Here is a 17,323-nt window from a genome sequence, read left to right on the forward strand (position 1 = left end):
TACCTTGTGTGGGGCTCGAAAGATGACTGTCACGATCAAGCGCCGCTCCGCTCTTGCCGGCTTTGCAGGCTTTCTGCTGTCTCCTGCCGCCTACGCTCAGGCGCCGGCCGCGGGCAAAGGAGAGCTCCAGTGGTTCGGACAGTCGGCATTCAAGCTGACGACTCCAGGCGGCAAGGTCATCATGATCGACCCCTGGCTCACGGCCAATCCCAAGACTCCGGCGGAATACAAGGACCTTGACAAGCTGGGCACGGTCGACCTGATCCTCGTCAGTCACGGTCACGGTGACCATTTCGGCGATGCAGTCGCGATCTCCAAGAAGAACGGCGCCCCGGTCCTGGCGACCGCCGGCATGGGCCAGACGCTGCAGGTCCTCGGAATCCTGACGCCGCAGATGTCGATCCGCATGAACAAGTCGGGCACCTACGAAGCTTTTCCGGGAGTCAAGATCACCCAGGTGCACGCCGACCATTCATCGGAAATGGTGCTGAAGGACCCGGCGACCGGCAAGGACGGCAGCTACCCGGGCGGCGAAGCGGTCGGGTTCATCATCGAGCTCGAGAACGGCTACAAGATCTGGCACACCGGCGACACCGGCCTGTTCACGGACATGAGGTTCATCGCCGACTACTACAAGCCGGACCTGCTGCTCATCCCGATCGGCGGCCACTTCGTGATGAATCCCAAGGACGCCGCTTACGCGACGGCAGAATGGATCAAGCCGAGGAAGGTCATGCCGATGCATTACGGCACCAGCCCCTTCCTGCGCGGCACCCCCGAGCAGTTCAAGGCGGCGCTGGGCAATGCACCGGTCGAGGTCCTGGCGATGCAGCCCGGCGACAAGATCGGCCTGTAGTCGGCCGGGGCCGCCTCAGCGCCCGAAAGCTTCGGGCTTGCAGCCCGACTGCGGCGCGACCTCGCCGAGGGCGCGGACTTCGACGAGCTCCTCGCCCTTGGACTTGACCAGGAACATGTTCAGCGTCGCGTGATGGTCCTTGCCGATGGTCAGCGCGCCGGACGGCGCCTCAAATCTCAACCCTTCGAGCGCGTCGACCAAGGCCTCCTTGTCGACCTTGCCGGCCTTCTCCAGGGCGGCCTTGATCGCCAGGAGCGTGCTGTAGTGGGTCTCGACGTAGTTTGAGATCGCGACACCAGGCCCGGCCTTGGCGCGCGCCCGCTCGACAAAGGCCTTGGCCTTCGGATCCTGGCTGGCGACCACAAAGGGGACTGCGGCGTAGAGATTGTCGCCCTTGCCACCGAACACCTTGAGATCGGCCTCGGTCAAGCCCAGGAAGGCCACCGTCATGGTCTTGAACACGCCACGTTCGGAAGCCAGCGGAATGAACTGCATGCCATCGCCCTTGAGCGCGTAGAGCAGGACCTTCGCCTTGCTGTCCGCCACCTTGTCGATCAATGGCGTGAAGTCCTTCTCGGTACCCAGCGTGTACTGCTTGGCGATCACCTTGCCGCCCAGCTTGGCGATCAAGGGCTCGGCAGCGTCGAACATGCGATGCGGCCAGTCGCGATCGGCGCCCAGCAGGTAATAGTCGGCGCCGAAGGTCTGCGTCATGTAGGGCAGCAGTGAATCGAGCTCCTGATTGGGCACCGTGTTGAGCGAGAACATATAGCGGTTGCATAGCCCGCCCTCGTAGTTCGTGGCGTAGAGCAAGGGGGTCTTGCGGCTTGCCACCACAGGTACGATGGCGTCGAGATTCTGTGACGTGATGGGGCCGACGACCGCCAGCACGCCGTCCTCTTCGACGGCCTTGCGCGCGGCTTCCGTTGCAATGAAAGGGCGGGTACCATCATCGCGATAGACGATCTCCACCGGCCGGCCCAGGATTCCTCCCGCGGCGTTGATATCGGCTGCAGCGAGGTCGAGGCCGAGCTTGGCCTGATTGCCGTAGAGCTCGACGCCGCCGGAGAACGGCAGCACGGCCCCGATCCGGATCGGATCGGCCGCATCGGCGGCCGCCATGGCGCCGGCGCTCAGCCAAAGCAGAGCAGCCCACCCTGAAACTCGCATCTTCATCTGTCGCATCCCTTCACACCGGTCGTCGTCAGCCGGCGTTCGACTGTAAGCCGATACGCCTTCGCTTGCGCCTTGCGCGCCCAATCTTGATCGTTTCTTGATGTCGCGGAACACACGTTGCCATGGATCATGTAGCATCCTGAGAGAAGGCGGGTCGGCGTCTTCGGGGCGAACGCGAACTGACGTTGGGGTGGGTAGGTCGACCATTGGCGAACCGGGGGGTGCCTTTGCGGGGTGCAGGGCTCTGGTTGTACTTGGGGCTGATATTCTCCGTTCTGGCCAGTGCGGCCGGAGCGCAGCAGCCGGCCGACACCGCGCCGCCCAGCGCCATCGGGACACAAGCGTCGCCGCAGAAGGTGGCGGCGATCAGCAGCAACCCCGCGGCCACCACCTTCTCGACCGGCACCGGCTGGCTCGGCCGCACGCTCGGTCTCAAGGAGGAATGGGGAATAAGGCTCGGGGGGCTGTGGTTGGCCGACACGAACGTCGTGGTTGCGGGGGGCGTGGACAACGGCGGATGGACGAATAACAGCGCACTGTTCGTCGGTCTCGGCGTCGACGCCGAGAAGCTGGTCGGCTGGCGCGGCGCGGCCTTCGGTTTCCAGTTCCTGCAGTTCAATGGCGGAAATACCAACGGAGAAGCCGGTGCCGTCACCGGATATAACAGCCTGATCGGCGCCCCGCCCTTCCACCGCACCGAGCTCTACGAGGCGTTCTACGAGCAGACCATGATAAAGGATGTGCTGAAGATGCGCATCGGGCGCCAACTGCCCGGAGCAGACTTCAACAATGTCCTGCGACCGGTCGTCTTCGATGATGTCTCGGAGAATATCCCGTCTGTCAGCGGCCTGCTCCTTACCTCGGTGTTCGTCAACACCTCGATGATTGGCGTGCTGCCCGGGTATTACAATCCCGGGAATGGCGTGACGGTCAATTTCACGCCGACCAAGTCCTTCTACGTCAATCTGGGCGTCTACGACGGTAATCTGGCGCGCGGGGTGCAAACCGGGATTACGCCGCCGCACTTCAACGGCTATTACTTCAGTATCGCTGAGATCGGCACCAACTGGGTGCTGGGTGAGGGCAGGCACCCCGGCCAGTTCGCTGTCGGCTTATGGCGCCAGACCGGCCTTCTGGAGGCCCGGGGTATCAGCGAGGAGGGAACCGGTGGGTTCTATCTCTTCGGCTCGCAGCGGTTGGCGCACCGCGTCAATCCGCATGTTCCATCGTCGGGCATCACCATGTTCTACCAGTTCGGGGCCAATACCTCGCAGACGCGGCCGGTCAGTCAATTCTACGGCGCAGGCATCACGGGCTTCGGCCTGGTTGGCGGCCGCGACCACGATTCGATGGGCATGGGCGTCAGTTTGTCGAGAATGAACCAGCACCTCTTCGTCCGGCCGACGGAGTTGCTGCTGCAGGCCTACTACCAATTCCACGTCGTGTCGGCGATCTTCCTGCAACCGACCGTGACCTTCATCCCCGAGCCCGCAGCCTCGCCCAACGTGCCGAGCACGCTGACGACGACGCTCAGGCTCACCGTGCTCTTCTAGGGCGTATCACCATCCATGACCATCAACTTACCCAACTGCAGAACAGGGATTGGAGCGAAGATGAGCAAACTGTGTTCACCGCTGGCGGCGGGCTTGCTCGCCGCCGGCCTTGCCGTCGGACCGGCGTCGGCGCAGGTGCCGGCCAACCTGCCCGAGTATCTCGCCAATATTTCGGGCAACACGGCGTCCAACCCGAGCGACGTCGCCACGCGCGATATCCTGCAGCTCGATATCGGCATGTTCTCGCTCTACGACAGGGCGTCGAACATTTACCGCCGCAACATCCTGGCCAAGCATCCCATCATTCTGGCGATGTTCACCAACGAGGGCGGACGGCTGATGCTCTACAGGCCCGGCCAGGCACCGATCGATGCGCCCAAGGTCCCCAAGGTCTACCAGATCCTGAAATCGACCGGGCACAGCACCATGGCGCTCAGCCAGGTCGTCATCCCGTCGGTCAACAATCCGGCCGACAAGCGCTGGATCGCACCGATGGCGGCCTACCGCACCCAGATGAAGACCGCGCTCGACGGCCTCGACGCCAGCAACGACATCCAGGCCGATTGGAAGCCCGCGGTGAAGGAGATCCTGGCCGCCAACGTCGCCTATATGGACGACTGCCTGTCCAAGGGCGTGGTCACGCTCGAGCCGCTGCTCGCCTTCGCCAAGAAGCAGGCGCCCAATATCAAGCAGATCATCAACTGGGCCGCCGCCACCCAGGTCAAGCACTGGATGGGCGTGATGGACGAGTGGTCGACGATGCTCGGGGCCGACATGGCCAAGACTTACGCGGCTTCCAACACGATCTACGTGGCGCGCCAGAACAACGTGCTGTTCTCGGTGCTCGCCCAGTATTTCGGCCCGGAGGCGATCAACGACCGCCTGATGCTGATCGAGACGATGGGCTTCACCACAACGCCCGAGGAAATGCTGACCTCGATGACGCGCATCATCGGCGACCGCTCGGTCGGCGAACTGTTCTTCGGCAACTACAAGCTCATGGACTTCGAGCTGATGGGAGGCGACGGCCGCAAGACCATCATCTCCGAGATGCAGCGCCGCGGAAAGCAGCCCTTCCTGCCGCCCGCCGTGCCGTTCGGCTCCAAGCAGTGGCCGACCCTGATCACGACCGGCCCGGGTCCGACATCGCTCGACGACCTGAGGTGAGGAACGTCTTGCGGACGCCTCATTGCTCCTCCCCAGGGAAGCTGGGGAGGTGTCGCCGTCTTCGGCGACGGAGGGGTCATGAATCTCATGGCTCTTGACCCCTCCGTCCGCGAAGACGCGGACACCTCCCCAGCTTCGCTGGGGAGGAGAATGAGGCGGTCCAGAGGATCATGAAGCTTAGCGAGATCGGGAGCGACAGATGAATCTCAATACGATCGTCGAGGTGAAACGGCCGAAAGCGTTCGATCAGATCGAATGGCGCGACGGCCATGCCTTCCTGGGCGGCGGGACCTGGTTGTTCTCCGAACCCCAGGTCAGCGTCGACACGCTGGTCGATCTCGATCAGTTCGGCTGGCCGGCGCTTACCGTGACGCCGCAGGGGCTCGAGATCGCCGCCACCTGCAGGATCGTCGAGCTGCACGACTTCAGGGGGCCGCCCGAATGGCAGGCGGTGCCGCTGTTCGACAAGTGCATCGACGCCTTCCTGATGTCGTTCAAGATCTGGAACGCGGCGACCGTCGGCGGCAACGTCGTCATGTCGCTGCCGGCCGGCGCGATGGTCTCGCTGACCGCAGCGCTCGAGGGCGTGTGCACGCTGTGGCCGCAGAACGATCCGCCGCGCCAGGTGCCGACCGTCGACTTCGTGACCGGCATGCATACCAATGTCCTGCAGAAGGGCGAGCTGCTGCGCTCGATCATGCTGCCGGCATCGGCGCTCAAGAAGCGCTTCGCCATGCGCCAGGCGTCGCTCACTCGCTACGGCCGGTCGGCGGCCCTGATCATCGCCACCGTCGACGACAGCGGAGAGGATTTCCTGCTGACGATCAGCGCGGCGACGCCGCGCCCGGTGCATCTGCGCTTCCCCAAGACGCCCACGGCCAGCGCGCTGCATCGGGCGATCGACGAACGGCTGGCGCCCGGCGCCTGGTTCGCCGACGTCCACGGATCGGCGCCCTACAAGCGCCACATCACCTTCTTCCTGGCCGAACAGATTCGTGCGGAGCTGTCATGAGCAAGTTCGAGGTCAACGGTCGCCTCTATTCGGCCGAGCCCAAGCCCGGCCAGTGCCTGCGCACCTTCCTGCGCGACCTGGAAGTGTTCGGCGTCAAGAAGGGCTGCGATGCCGGCGACTGCGGCGCCTGCACGGTGTGGCTGGACGGCAAGCCCTTCCATTCCTGCCTGGTGCCGGCGTTCCGCGGCGAGGGCCGCAAGATCACCACCATCGAGGGCCTCGCCCCGAACGGCTCGCTGCATCCCATCCAGAAGGCCTTCCACGACGCCCAGGCCTTCCAGTGCGGCTACTGCGCCGCCGGCATGATGATGACGACCGCGACCTTCGACGAGGCGCACAAGGCCGATCTGCCGCACGCGCTCAAGGGCAATATCTGCCGCTGCACGGGCTACCGCTCGATCGTCGATGCGCTGCACGGCAAGAGCAACATCGAGGAGGACATCGCCGGCAAGGCGCTCGGCGCCAGCCTGCCCAACCCGTTCACCGACGCGATCCTGACCGGCAAGGCGCACTACACGATGGATATCGCGATGGAGGGCATGCTGCACCTCAAGGTGCTGCGCTCCCCGCATGCCCACGCGCGCCTCAAGAGCATCGACAAGTCGAAGGCTCTGGCCATCCCCGGTGTCGTCGCCGTCTACAGCTGGGAAGACGTGCCGCGCCGGCTGTACAGCACGGCGTTGCACGAGGACCATCTCGTCGATCCCGACGACACCTACATCCTCGACAACGTCGCCCGCTTCGTCGGTCAGCGGCTGGTCGCGGTGGTCGGCGAGACCGAGGCGGCAGCCGAGGCGGGCGTGCGCGCCCTTGTCGTCGACTACGAGATCCTGCCGGCAGTGTTCGATCCGGTGGCCGCCATGGAGCCCGGCGCGCCGATCCTCCATGACAAGAGCGAGGTCGTCACCGACAACGGCAACATCTTCTGTACCCTGCAGGGCGAGATCGGCGACGTGGCTAAGGGCTTCCGCGAAGCCGACGTGATCCACGAGAACACCTACTCGACGTCGCGCGTCCAGCACGTGCATCTCGAGACTCACGGCTCGATCGCCTACCGTGGCGAGGATGGCCGCTGGCACGTGAGGACCAGCTCGCAGGGCCCCTTTGCGGCGCGCGCCAAGCTCGCCTACCTGATGGGCGTGCCCGCCTCGCAGATCCACGTCTTCACCGAGCGCGTCGGCGGCGGCTTCGGTGGCAAGCAGGAGATGGTGTCGGAGGACCTGCCGTTGTTCGCCACCATGAAGCTCGACGGCCGGCCGGTGAAATGGGAATGGAGCCGCGAGGACGAGTTCATCGGCGCCACGACCCGGCACCAGATGACGACCAGGGTCAAGATCGGCGCCAAGAAGGACGGCACGTTGACTGCGCTCGACGTCCAGGTGGTGTCCAACACGGGCGCCTACGGCAATCACGCCAGCGAGACCCTGGCCGCCGCCATGGCGAGCCCGTTCGCAGCCTACCGTTGCACCAACAAGAAAGGTATCGGCCGCGTCGTCTACACCAACATGATCCCGGGCGGCGGCTTCCGCGGCTACGGCGCCTCGCAGACCACCTTCGCCATGGAATGCGCGATGGACGAGCTGGCCCGCGTCCTCGACATCGATCCGTTCGAGATCCGTCGCAGGAACGTCGTGCGGCCGGGAGACAATGTCGAGTCGATCTGGAAGGAACCGAGCGATGCGAGCTTCGGCAGCCACGGCATCGACCAATGCCTCGAGATCGTCGATCGCGAGCTGAAGACGGGCAACGGTGTCGGCAAGCCGGAGGGTGACGACTGGCTCGAAGGCACCGGCGCGGCCCTCGCCATGCTCGAATGCGGCCCGCCGACCGAGCATCGCTCGGGGGCGGAGATGAAGCTGCTGGCTGACGGCACCTACCATCTCGCCTGCGGCTCGTCGGAGATGGGTAACGGCATCACCACGGCGCACAAGCAGATGGCCGCTGCCGTGGTCGGCGTGCGTGCTGGCGACATCGATATCATCAATGCCGACACCGACCGCACGCCCTATGACACCGGCACCTTCGCCAGCACCGGCACGGTGGTCGCCGGCAAGGCTGTGCTGGCGACGGCCGAGGCGATGAAGGCCGACATCCTCGACTTCGCCGCGCGTTTCACCAAGACGCCGCTCGAGCAGTGCCGCCTCGACAACGACGCGGTGATCTGCGGCAACAAGCGCATCAAGCTGAGTGAGCTCCATGCCGAAGGCGCCAAGGTCAATCATCGCTTCACGGTCGGCCGCAAGGCCTACCTGTCGCCGCGCACCATCGCCTTCAACGTGCAAGGCGTGCGGCTCGCGGTGCATCGCGTCACCGGCGAGATCCGCATCCTGCACAGCGTGCATGCCGCCGACATCGGCAAGCCGATCAATCCCATGCAGTGCCGTGGGCAGCTCGATGGCGCGGTCGCCATGGGCTACGGTTGGGCGCTGATCGAGAACATGGTTCACGACGAGGGCCACATGGTGAACCCGCAGCTGCGCAACTGCCGCGTGCCGGCCTTCGCCGACACGCCGCACACCGACATCTTCTTCGCCGACACGGTCGATACGATCGGTCCGCTCGGCGCCAAGTCCCAGGGCGAATGCGGGATCAACCCGGTGGCGCCGGCGGTCTCGAACGCGTTGGCCGACGCCACCGGCGTGCGCTTCGCGCACCTGCCCTTCACGGCCGATCGCCTGTTCGCGGCCCTGGCCAGCGCGTCATGACGGTCAGCATCGTCACGCAGACCTGCGTGCGGCCCGAGCGCGCCGATGATTTCGCGCGCTGGCAGGGTCAGACCAGCGACCTGGTCGCGGGCTTCCCCGGCTTCGTCGAGCAGCGACTGCTGCCGCCCAATCCGCCTCTGCAGGTCGACTGGGTCATCCTGCAGCGCTTCAACACGATCGAGGACGCCCAGCGCTGGCTGGCCTCGAACGAGCGCCAGACGCGCATCGAGGGCGCGGCGCCGATGCTGGTCGGCCGCGACGACGTGCACATCGTTCGCGACGATGAAGGCGGAATCAAGCCGGCGCCGGTCTCGGCCGTGATCAGCACCCGCGTCAAACCGGGGAAGGAGGTCGAATACCGCGCCTGGGAGCGCAAGATCGCCGCCGCGCAGTCGAAGGCGCCCGGCCTGCAGGGCTATCGCTTCGAGCCGGCGGTGCCGGGCATCCAGGAAAGCTGTGTGGCGATCCTGCGCTTCGACAGCCAGGCGAACATGGAGGCGTGGCTCAACTCGCCGGTTCGCAAGAAGCTCGTCGAGGAGTCGGCGCCGCTCACCGAGGAGTTCCACGCGCGCATGGCGAGCTCGGGCTTCGAGCAATGGTTTCGCGATGTCGCTCCCGGCAACAAGCCGCTGCCGGTGTGGAAAATGGACATGATCGTCCTGCTGTTGCTGTACCCCATCGTGTTCCTGTGGGGCTTCCTCGTCGGCACGCCGTTCCTGCAAAACCAGCTCAACATGAACTTCGCCGTGAACCTGTTCATCGGCAACATCTTCAGCGTTACCTTGACGGGCTTCCTCGTCCCTTGGGCGGCCAATCGCCTGACCTGGTGGCTGCAGCCTGCGGCCGGCTCCGAGATGCGCATGAGCCTGCTCGGTGCCCTGCTGATCATGGTCGTCTACGCTGCAATGGTGCTGGTCTTCTGGCGCTTCTTCTGAGGCCGTCGACGCACAATCGCGCCGACGGCTGGCACAGACGTCGCCCGCTTCTGTCGCAGCGTTATCACGGGCTGGCGCTGGCCGGTTCGGCCGTGCCGTCGCGCGCGGCGAGCTGATCGGATACGTCGGCAACACCGGTCATTCCACAGGCGCCCATCTGCATCTCGAGCTGATCAGCAGCGGCAAGCCGGTCGATCCGCTTGGCCATGCGATCTTCAAGCCCGTGCGCCGCGACCTGGAGAGATTCCGCCGTCAAGGTTCACGGGCGGCATCGGAGCCGAGCGAGGGTGGGAAAATCCGCTGAGACCATCGCGCCTGGGACGCGTATGATCTGATCAGCGTGGTATCAGACATAGCGTGATGCGCTGCAGTCCCCTGAGGCGGCGTGCCCTGCTTGCGGGCACCGCCGCAACCTTGTTGCCGCAATCGTCGGGCGCCCAAACCCAGAGAGGCGAAGGTGTGCGCCGGCTGGGCGCCCTGATGGCTGGCGCCGCCGGTGATCCGCTGTGGAAGGGGTTTGCCGACAGCTTCGTGCGCGACCTCCGTGACCTCGGTTGGCGCACCGGCGACAATCTGGTGATCGAGTGGCGCTGGGCGGCCGGCGAGGGCGCCCTGTTCGAGCGTTACGCTTCCGAGCTGGCGGCACTCGCTCCCGACGTCATTTTCTGCCAGACCAGCCCAGCCATTGCGGCGCTACTGCGGGCCACGCGCACGATCCCGATCGTCTTCGCCCGGGTCACCGATCCGGTCGCGCAAGGCTTCGTCCGCAGCTTGGCGCATCCCGGCGGCAACGCCACCGGCTTCGCCGACTACGATCCGCCGCTGGCCGGAAAGTGGCTGTCGATGCTGACCCAGCTCAGCCCGAAGGTGACCCGGGCGACGGCGCTCTACAACCCTGCGACCGCCCCCTACGCCGGCTTGATACTGGGCACGCTGGAAGCCATTGCACCTTCCTTCAAGATCACCCTGCACACCGCGACGATCGAGCATGAATCCGAGATCGAGCCGGCCGTCGCCCGGATCGCACAGGACAAGGGGGCCAGCGTGCTGGCCCTGCCCCACATCTTCACGGCGGTGCGTCGTGCGACCATCCTCGCGGCCGTCGGCCGGCATCGCCTGCCGGCCGTCTATGCCGACCGCTTCATCACCGAAGCCGGCGGCCTGATGTCGTATGGCATCGACCCGGGGGACCTGATCCGGCGTGCCGCCGTGTACGTCGATCGGGTGCTCGACGGCAGCAAGCCCGCGGACCTGCCGGTGCAGAATCCGACCAGGCTGGTCCTGGCGATAAACCTGCGGGCTGCCAAGGAGATCGGAGTCACGGTCGCGCCGACGCTGGTCGCGTCGGCCGACCAGGTGTTCGAATAGCTGCGGGTGGCCGCCCCATAGGCGCTAAAATACAAAGGGACCTCACCCTACGCTCAGGATGCTGGGAAGCGTGCGGATGCTCCTCACTTTGCGGCTGAAGCACCTCTCAAAGCGCCCGCGGATCGATGATCTCCGGTCGCCGACCGGTAGTCTTGCGCACGAGCTCCACCATGTGCTCGGTGCCGCCGGGTCCATCGCCTGGCGCGCCATCCCACAGTGTGATGAAGTAGGTCTTGCGCAGGCCCATCGACAGCGCGCTGTAGAGCATCCATCGATTGCAGCGATCGTGCACGCTGACGCCTGCCGGCGTCGGGCCCAGCTCCTGCGGCATCACGAGCGTCGTTGTCGCCTTGCTCTCCTTGACCTGCTCGAAGCTTTCTTCCCAGCGCCGATCAGGGTCGGCGAATGTCACCGAGTCGGCCAGGAATTCCTCTTCGCGGCGGGCCAGGCGCAGCTCCAGGCGCATGCCGCGCTCGAGGCAGGCTTCGGCGAACAGCAGGTCGCCGCCCGAGGCGCCGCCGCAGATGCCGAGATCGCCGGCGGCGGCGCCGACCTTGTCGAGTCGCTGGCGGATCACCGTGGCCGCGGGCTCGATCTTCTCCGGCGGGAAGCGCGCCGGCTTCTCCTTGCCCGGTCCGCGGATGTCGGGGTTGTCGATCATGTGGCCGCTGAACACCACGACGCGTTGGGGCTCGGCTTGCGCCGGCTTGCGGCCGCCGACCAGGGCATCGAGCTGCCGCTCGGCACGCTCGATGATCGGCAGGGCTTCGCGGACGATCTCGGCCCGGAACCCCAAGGTGCCGACGAAGCCCAGCTGTTGCTTCGACGAGTCGAGCGCGAAGCGGTCGCGATTGGTCACGGCCAGCGCCGCGGCATCGGCGTAGTCGGCGAGGGCCTCCGGTCGACGGCCTTCGACCAGCGCCATCTCGGCGCGCGTGGCGAGCGACCAGTAGTCCTTGTCGCGCTCCACCGCCACGCTGGTGGTCCAGCCGACGCCCGAGGCAATGCGGCCGAGCGGCAACTTGCTCTCGAGTCCGGTTACGTGCTCCCAGAGCCGGCCCAGGGTCAACGCGTTGATGCCGGCATAATATTCCCCGGGCGCGGCGCGGAACGCGTCGTGGTAGGCCGCCGCCGCGTTGTGCAGCGTCGACGCCGTATCGCGCGCCGCGGCGGCGGGATCCTCCTGGCGTTGCGGATGGCTGTCCCAGATCTGTATCCACTCGTCCTTCCAGGTGCGGGCATAGAGACCGAGGGTCTCGCCATCCTTGTGCTTGTCGGCTAGGGCGGCAAGGACATCGCGTGCTTCTGCGAAGCGCTCGGCGCGGCCAAATGCCATGCCTTCGATCTGGGCGGACTTGACGTCGTCGGGATCGAGCTTGCGCGCCTGCTCGACAATCTGCAAAGCGTATCGCGGCCGGTTCATCTTCAGGAGCGCATCGGCCGCCGTGCGCAACGCCTCGAATTCGAGCAGGCTGTTGGGCGTCTCGTCGGCCAGCACCAGGATATCGCCGGGTCGCTGGTTGCGCCGGGCGATCTCGACACGCCGCCGCCAGGCGTCGAGCGCGTCCCAGAACTCGTTGACGTCGCCGACCTTGAGCGTCTTCCAGTCCGGCTCGCGCAGGCTCGGGATCGTCTGGTAGACCGGGCTGGCACGCCGGCCGCGCCAGGCGCCCAGCGTCGCCACGATCGCCTCGGTGAGCGCCTGGCATTCCGGCTGGAGCCGATCGGGGTCGAGCTTGCCGTCCTTCAAGGTGTAGCGCTGCATACGCTGGCCGGCGATGTCGAACGGCAGGCGGTCGCGGTTGGCATAGGTCAGGACAGTGCCGCCGGAACGCAGGGCGTGGCGCACGCCGATCTCGTACCAGACATTGGGATTGTCCATCGTCAGGTCGGCAACCACGAACTCCGACAGCAGCAGATCCTGGAACATGTCGAGATGGATCGACCCGCCGCGCCGATCGGCATCGGCACGATGTGCGGCGAGCCCCGCCGCGTCGATGGCCGGCCGGATCAGCCGTTTGTAGATGTCGTCGCAGTCGACCTCGGTGCCGTCGGTCAGCTTCTTCCTGCCGAACGGCATGATGACGAAGGCCCGTCGAGCAGCGCTCATGGCGACCCTCCAGCCGTACAGGCCCGTAAGAGCGTGTGGTGAATCAAGCGCTTCATTTCACGAGATGAGTGCGTCCGGCGACGTTGTCATCCCGAGCGTCGCGAGCGACTTTCGAGGCAGCAGGAAAGGTCCCTCGCTGCGCTCGGGATGACACGGCTTTTGTCGCGCGCACCATGCTCACGAGAAATTCGAGAAATGGTCCGGGGTCACATGCTTCGCGGCATACTGCTCGCCGACGCTCCTGATATCGGCGATGAACTTGACAGAGTCCATGACCTGAACGTTCTCCGGCACGATATGCGGCAGGCCGAGCGCCGCCAAGCCTTCCCGGGTGACGTCGGGGTCGTAGCGTACGTAGGTGAAGAGCTTGGGGCCGGTCCAGTTCGACGGCCCGCCAGCGGTCACCAGTCCGGCGCCGAATTCCCGGTCGATGGGGGCGCCGAAACGGCACGCGCCGAAGATCCGGCACGACATGTCCTGGCCGGCCGATGCGGCGTTCATCAAGGCCGACGGAATGCTCTTGGCGTGATCGAGCAGCGACAGATCGCCTGGGCGCAGGCCGGGGCGGGCGCGCGGCGCCTGCCCGGTTCCGATCGACACGATCAGGAGATCGTCGATGCCGGTCTTCCAGTTGACGGCGTAGGGTTGGGCGGTGGCCAGCTGGAAGGCGAGAAAGGCCGGGTTGTTGTAGGTCGTTACGCCGCCGTCGACGAACACGAACGAGTATTCCCGCTCCGTGCCGGGGGCGAACACGATGACTTCGGGCGGGAAGTAGGTCGGCGCGGCGGTGCTGGCGCGGACGAGCTGCCACAGGGGAAGATCCAGATTGCAATCCTTGCGGCCACGCTCGTTATAGCGGGCGCGCGGATTGTTGGAGACCGGCCACGGTGAGTCGGTCGAATGGTTGCGCATCACCATCATGAGGAGAGTGCGCACCCTGTCATTCCCCAGCACGGCTGGCGGATCGGCCGCGGCATAACCGAGCGTGCGATTGATCTCCTGGCGCAGGATCGCGGCCAGGGGCTCGTCGACATAGCTGTAGTGCAGGCGCTTCCAGATCGACGATTGCTCGAACATCAGCGGTCCGCTCTTGACGTAGAAATCACGGATCTGCGCTGTCGACATGCCGATCGCTATGCAGGTCGCGATGATCGCGCCGGTGCTCGTGCCGCACACGAAGTCGAAATAGTCGGCCAGCACCAGGTCGGGCCTGCCGTGCCGGGCACGCAGATCCGCCTCCAGCTTGGCCAGGATCTCGACGCTCATCAGCCCCAGGATCCCGCCCCCGTCGCAGGCGAGGATCTTCTTCGGACCCGGCGCGGTCATGCGCTCCAGCACCTTGCTCGTCATGGCGTGCTCCCCCCGTAGCTCGATCTTTCCGTAGCTTCGATCGTCGAAGAGCGGCGGCCTGCCGTGACGTCCTGATGGCCCGGGTCGCCCGGTTGCGCCCGCCGCTCGCATGACAGGCACTGAAGATTATAAGCGACTTCGCGCTCCAGCCGGGTGCTCGAAACCTGTTCGCAAGATATGCAGTTGGGGAGGGGGCGCGGATCGCGGCCTTCCTTGAATTGCCCCGTCGATCCGGTCACCTTCCCTGAAATGATCTTCACGCCTGCGCTACTGGTCTTTGGTGTCCAGGGGTTGATCAAGCTCGGGCGCGCGTCGCGCGATGCCTATGAGCAGTACGTCCGGGATCGGCCCGCCTCGCTGCCGCTTCTCGGTGCGGTGGAGCTGACCCCGACGGAGAAGGCGACCGCCTTCTTCCGCCAGCCCGAGAACAAGATCTGGGTCGCCCAGGGCGGCACGTTTGCGGCGTATTGGGATGGCGATTCCAACGACCTCCGGGACGGCATCGAGAACGAGCGGGCGATCGTCGCTGCCTGGCTGCAGGTGTGCACGAGCCCGCCATCGGCCACGCCCTTCGAGCCCGCCCGGTCGGTCGCCTTCCTGGTCCGGCAATGGGAGGGCGACGGTCCGCCGCCACCGTGGCTCCGACTTGCCCTGGCCCTTGCCGACGTGGCGCTGGATTTCGGCGAAGCCTCGCCCGCGTTGCTGGGGCCAACCGGGACCAGCCAGCCGCTGCTCGAGACGGTCGCCGCCCTCGCCGAGCGAAGCCGGGCGCTGCTGCCCGACCTCAATGATCCGGACCAATGGCAAGGCGATCGATGGATCAATGCGAACTTCGCCCAGTCGCTTCTCGTGACCGTCTTTCGTACTGGCCTGGCGACGCTGGCCGACAATCCAGGCATCGTGATCCGGCAGGAGCATCTGCAGCCGCTGCTGGCGGCAGCGATTCGCCCGCTGAAAGACGGCTTCGAGAAGGCATGGTCGACCGCGCCGGCGGGTGCGCAGCTGGGTGCCTTGCTCAGGTGGGAGACGATTCGCGACCAGTGGCTGCCGGGCATGGCGGCCGGTGCGATCCGGGCCGTGGCTCAGGATCGCGGCTACTTCCTCGGCAGGATCATCGGCGGCGCCGGCGGATCGAATGCAGGGCAACTGGTCGGCGCGCTGGCCGACTCGCTGCTCGACGAGGCGGCGAAGCTGACCGGCCAGGATCTGCTGCTGCGCGACACCTGGATCCGCTTCTGGTCAGCCGCCATCGGTGTGATTGCCGCCCGTCCGGAACTCGTCGTTCCGGCCGGCACTCCGGCCGTTCACGAGCAGATCCTGCGTGAGCTGGTGAAGCAGGTGGCGGGCAAGCTCACGTCCGTGCCCGCCGGCGTCAACCGCGCCCTGTTGCTGGAGCTCGCCTCGACGACCCTGGAGGTCGTGAACGACTCGCTGCCTCTCGTGCTGCGCGGCAACGGCTGGAACGGCGTGGCGCGCGATGTGGTTGGCCGGGTCATCGACGCCCTGCAGCCGGCCCTGCGCGAGGGCGACCCTCTGCTGCTGCAGCGTCTGGCGTCGCCGGGGCAGGCTGTCGAGCTGGTCACCGTGGTGCTGAGAGAGATCGCCGCGTCGCCGCAGCTTGTGGTTGGCGGCGGCGCGGGACTGGAAGTCAGCGCGGTCGTGTCGACGGTCGCCGCCGCAATGGCCGCACAGGGCGCCGAGCTGCTGACGGCCAAGGGCTGGCTGCTGGTTGCATCTGCCGCCGCCGAGGCCGCCGCGCGCAATCCCGGTCGTCTCTTTCAGCTCGATGCCGGGGCTGCGAGCGGCGTCGGCATCGAGTTCATTCGCGGCGTCCTGCTCAATGCCGGCGAGCTTCTCGAGGCTGGCAAGCCGCCGGTGCTGAGCGGCGCGGTGCTGTCCGAGCTGCTGGTCGAAGGCTTGAACATCCTTGCTGCGCGCGTCGCTGCACCGGCCCAGATTGCCGAGCTGCTGACAATCCTCCGGACGCTTGCCAAGGAGGCGGCAAGTCCGGACGGGCTGCTCCTGCCCGGCAACCTGCCGCCGTTGTTCGCCCGTATCGGCCTTCAGGTCCTCGCCAGGAAAATCCCGGCCACCGCGCCGGTCGCGCAGCTGCTCGAGGGAGTGGGCCAATGATGCCCGGCCGGGAATGCGATCGCGGCCGTCGCACGGCACTGTGGTGTGTGCTGGTCGCTTTCCTGATTGCGGGGTGCGCCGCGCGAACCCTGGACGATCTGTCGGCGTCGTACGAAGGGCTGACGGTGGATGCCAGCCGGGCCGAAGCCGCCCGACGCACGACGATGAACGCCTCAGGCGATTCGATGATCGTCCCGCCAGGCGCCAATCTCGGCCCTGCCTTCGTCAACGTCTCGCGCGAAGCGCTGAAGGCGGCGCAGAACGTCCCACAGTCGGATGTCGAGACGCGGATCGCGTTTTATCGCCTCGCCGCGTCGTCGGCCCATTTCGCCGTCGTCGAGGAGGCCCGCGCAGGCGCCGGAACGCCGGGAGGCGGCGCGGCGGCCTTGCTGAACGAGGCGCAAGGTCGCGGCAACGAAGCCTGCGCGCAGCTCAAGACGCCGCCGCAGCGCGACTGCGCCTATCTTGCCATGGCCAATCCGCTTGCCACGATCGCGGCATCGTCGGAGGCATGGCGTTTGCTGAAGCCTCAGGACAACAGCACGCAGCCGGACCGGGTGAGGGCTGTCCTCGACGAGCACGCCGGCGATGCCGACTTCGATGCCCAGCTTGCGGGATATCAGGCTGGTCGGCAGAAGGCGGTTGCGCTCGCGCCGATCGGCGCCTCGGCCGCCGGCCCGGCGACGGCGCAGCGCGGCGGATCGGCCATGGATTTCCTGCAGGTCAACGATGCCCGCGTCGCCTGCCTGGCGCGCAAGCGGTCCGACCTGGCGCGCTGGGCGGCCAACCGCGGCCAGCCGCCCAGCCGGATCGATCGGCAGCAGGCGCTCGCAACGGCGACGGCGACCGAGCGGCGCTATACCGACGCTTATGGCGGGACTGTACAGTGCGGGACAGGCTGAGCATCGTGCGAAGCTCGCCCTGAGTCAGAGGACGTAGCGATCGGTTGGGTTTGCGC

General features: G+C 66.3%; 13 protein-coding genes. 10 read left to right on the forward strand and 3 right to left on the reverse strand.

Annotation, left to right across the window (positions count from 1 at the left end):
* Positions 1-22 precede the first annotated feature (22 nt).
* On the forward strand, positions 23-856 hold the full coding sequence (locus ACILR9_RS20210; RefSeq protein ID WP_395711760.1) for a metal-dependent hydrolase: 834 nt from the start codon (positions 23-25) through the stop codon (positions 854-856).
* 15 nt (positions 857-871) lie between these two features.
* Here the strand turns inward: ACILR9_RS20210 and ACILR9_RS20215 are convergent, their stop codons facing one another.
* Positions 872-2,032 (reverse strand): substrate-binding protein, encoded by a 1,161-nt coding sequence (locus tag ACILR9_RS20215; protein ID WP_395711761.1) that lies wholly within the window; start codon positions 2,030-2,032, stop codon positions 872-874.
* A gap of 248 nt (positions 2,033-2,280) precedes the next feature.
* On the opposite strand from ACILR9_RS20215, the gene ACILR9_RS20220 reads away from it, so the two are divergent.
* From ACILR9_RS20220 to ACILR9_RS20250, 7 genes are all read left to right on the forward strand, one after another.
* Positions 2,281-3,585, forward strand: a complete 1,305-nt coding sequence (locus tag ACILR9_RS20220; RefSeq protein ID WP_395711762.1) for a carbohydrate porin — start codon at positions 2,281-2,283, stop codon at positions 3,583-3,585.
* Between the two features lie 60 nt (positions 3,586-3,645).
* The gene (locus tag ACILR9_RS20225) at positions 3,646-4,752 is read left to right on the forward strand and encodes a hypothetical protein (RefSeq protein WP_395711763.1); all 1,107 of its coding nucleotides are present in this window, start codon (positions 3,646-3,648) and stop codon (positions 4,750-4,752) included.
* Between the two features lie 199 nt (positions 4,753-4,951).
* Entirely contained in the window at positions 4,952-5,764 is an 813-nt protein-coding gene (locus ACILR9_RS20230; RefSeq protein ID WP_395711764.1) for an FAD binding domain-containing protein, read from the forward strand.
* Positions 5,761-8,469, forward strand: a complete 2,709-nt coding sequence (locus ACILR9_RS20235; RefSeq protein ID WP_395711765.1) for a molybdopterin-dependent oxidoreductase — start codon at positions 5,761-5,763, stop codon at positions 8,467-8,469. The genes ACILR9_RS20230 and ACILR9_RS20235 overlap by 4 nt, the downstream gene beginning before the upstream one ends.
* Positions 8,466-9,404, forward strand: a complete 939-nt coding sequence (locus ACILR9_RS20240) for an antibiotic biosynthesis monooxygenase (protein ID WP_395711766.1) — start codon at positions 8,466-8,468, stop codon at positions 9,402-9,404. Before ACILR9_RS20235 ends, ACILR9_RS20240 begins: the two co-directional genes overlap by 4 nt.
* A gap of 115 nt (positions 9,405-9,519) precedes the next feature.
* On the forward strand, positions 9,520-9,708 hold the full coding sequence (locus ACILR9_RS20245) for a M23 family metallopeptidase (protein WP_395711805.1): 189 nt from the start codon (positions 9,520-9,522) through the stop codon (positions 9,706-9,708).
* A gap of 56 nt (positions 9,709-9,764) precedes the next feature.
* Positions 9,765-10,772, forward strand: coding sequence for an ABC transporter substrate-binding protein (locus tag ACILR9_RS20250; RefSeq protein ID WP_395711767.1), 1,008 nt, complete (start codon positions 9,765-9,767; stop codon positions 10,770-10,772).
* Between the two features lie 106 nt (positions 10,773-10,878).
* On the opposite strand, the gene ACILR9_RS20255 is transcribed toward ACILR9_RS20250, so the two are convergent.
* Both ACILR9_RS20255 and ACILR9_RS20260 read right to left on the reverse strand, forming a co-directional pair.
* Positions 10,879-12,882, reverse strand: a complete 2,004-nt coding sequence (locus ACILR9_RS20255; protein ID WP_395711768.1) for a tetratricopeptide repeat-containing protein — start codon at positions 12,880-12,882, stop codon at positions 10,879-10,881.
* A gap of 177 nt (positions 12,883-13,059) precedes the next feature.
* Entirely contained in the window at positions 13,060-14,232 is a 1,173-nt protein-coding gene (locus tag ACILR9_RS20260; protein ID WP_395711769.1) for a patatin-like phospholipase family protein, read from the reverse strand.
* A 213-nt stretch (positions 14,233-14,445) separates the two neighbouring features.
* On the opposite strand from ACILR9_RS20260, the gene ACILR9_RS20265 reads away from it, so the two are divergent.
* Both ACILR9_RS20265 and ACILR9_RS20270 read left to right on the forward strand, forming a co-directional pair.
* Complete coding sequence (locus ACILR9_RS20265) at positions 14,446-16,365, forward strand: hypothetical protein (RefSeq protein WP_395711770.1); 1,920 nt, start codon at positions 14,446-14,448, stop codon at positions 16,363-16,365.
* Positions 16,362-17,267, forward strand: coding sequence for a hypothetical protein (locus ACILR9_RS20270; RefSeq protein WP_395711771.1), 906 nt, complete (start codon positions 16,362-16,364; stop codon positions 17,265-17,267). Before ACILR9_RS20265 ends, ACILR9_RS20270 begins: the two co-directional genes overlap by 4 nt.
* Positions 17,268-17,323 lie beyond the last annotated feature (56 nt).

The sequence above is a fragment of the Reyranella sp. genome, from assembly GCF_044224635.1.
Classification (GTDB): Bacteria; Pseudomonadota; Alphaproteobacteria; order Reyranellales; family Reyranellaceae; genus Reyranella.

Coding starts and splice junctions, on each gene's coding strand:
- ACILR9_RS20210 (WP_395711760.1), top strand. CDS start 23: ATGACTGTCACGATCAAGCGCCGCTCCGCTCTTGCCGGCTTTGCAGGC.
- ACILR9_RS20215 (WP_395711761.1), bottom strand. CDS start 2,032: ATGAAGATGCGAGTTTCAGGGTGGGCTGCTCTGCTTTGGCTGAGCGCC.
- ACILR9_RS20225 (WP_395711763.1), top strand. CDS start 3,646: ATGAGCAAACTGTGTTCACCGCTGGCGGCGGGCTTGCTCGCCGCCGGC.
- ACILR9_RS20230 (WP_395711764.1), top strand. CDS start 4,952: ATGAATCTCAATACGATCGTCGAGGTGAAACGGCCGAAAGCGTTCGAT.
- ACILR9_RS20235 (WP_395711765.1), top strand. CDS start 5,761: ATGAGCAAGTTCGAGGTCAACGGTCGCCTCTATTCGGCCGAGCCCAAG.
- ACILR9_RS20240 (WP_395711766.1), top strand. CDS start 8,466: ATGACGGTCAGCATCGTCACGCAGACCTGCGTGCGGCCCGAGCGCGCC.
- ACILR9_RS20250 (WP_395711767.1), top strand. CDS start 9,765: ATGCGCTGCAGTCCCCTGAGGCGGCGTGCCCTGCTTGCGGGCACCGCC.
- ACILR9_RS20255 (WP_395711768.1), bottom strand. CDS start 12,882: ATGAGCGCTGCTCGACGGGCCTTCGTCATCATGCCGTTCGGCAGGAAG.
- ACILR9_RS20260 (WP_395711769.1), bottom strand. CDS start 14,232: ATGACGAGCAAGGTGCTGGAGCGCATGACCGCGCCGGGTCCGAAGAAG.
- ACILR9_RS20270 (WP_395711771.1), top strand. CDS start 16,362: ATGATGCCCGGCCGGGAATGCGATCGCGGCCGTCGCACGGCACTGTGG.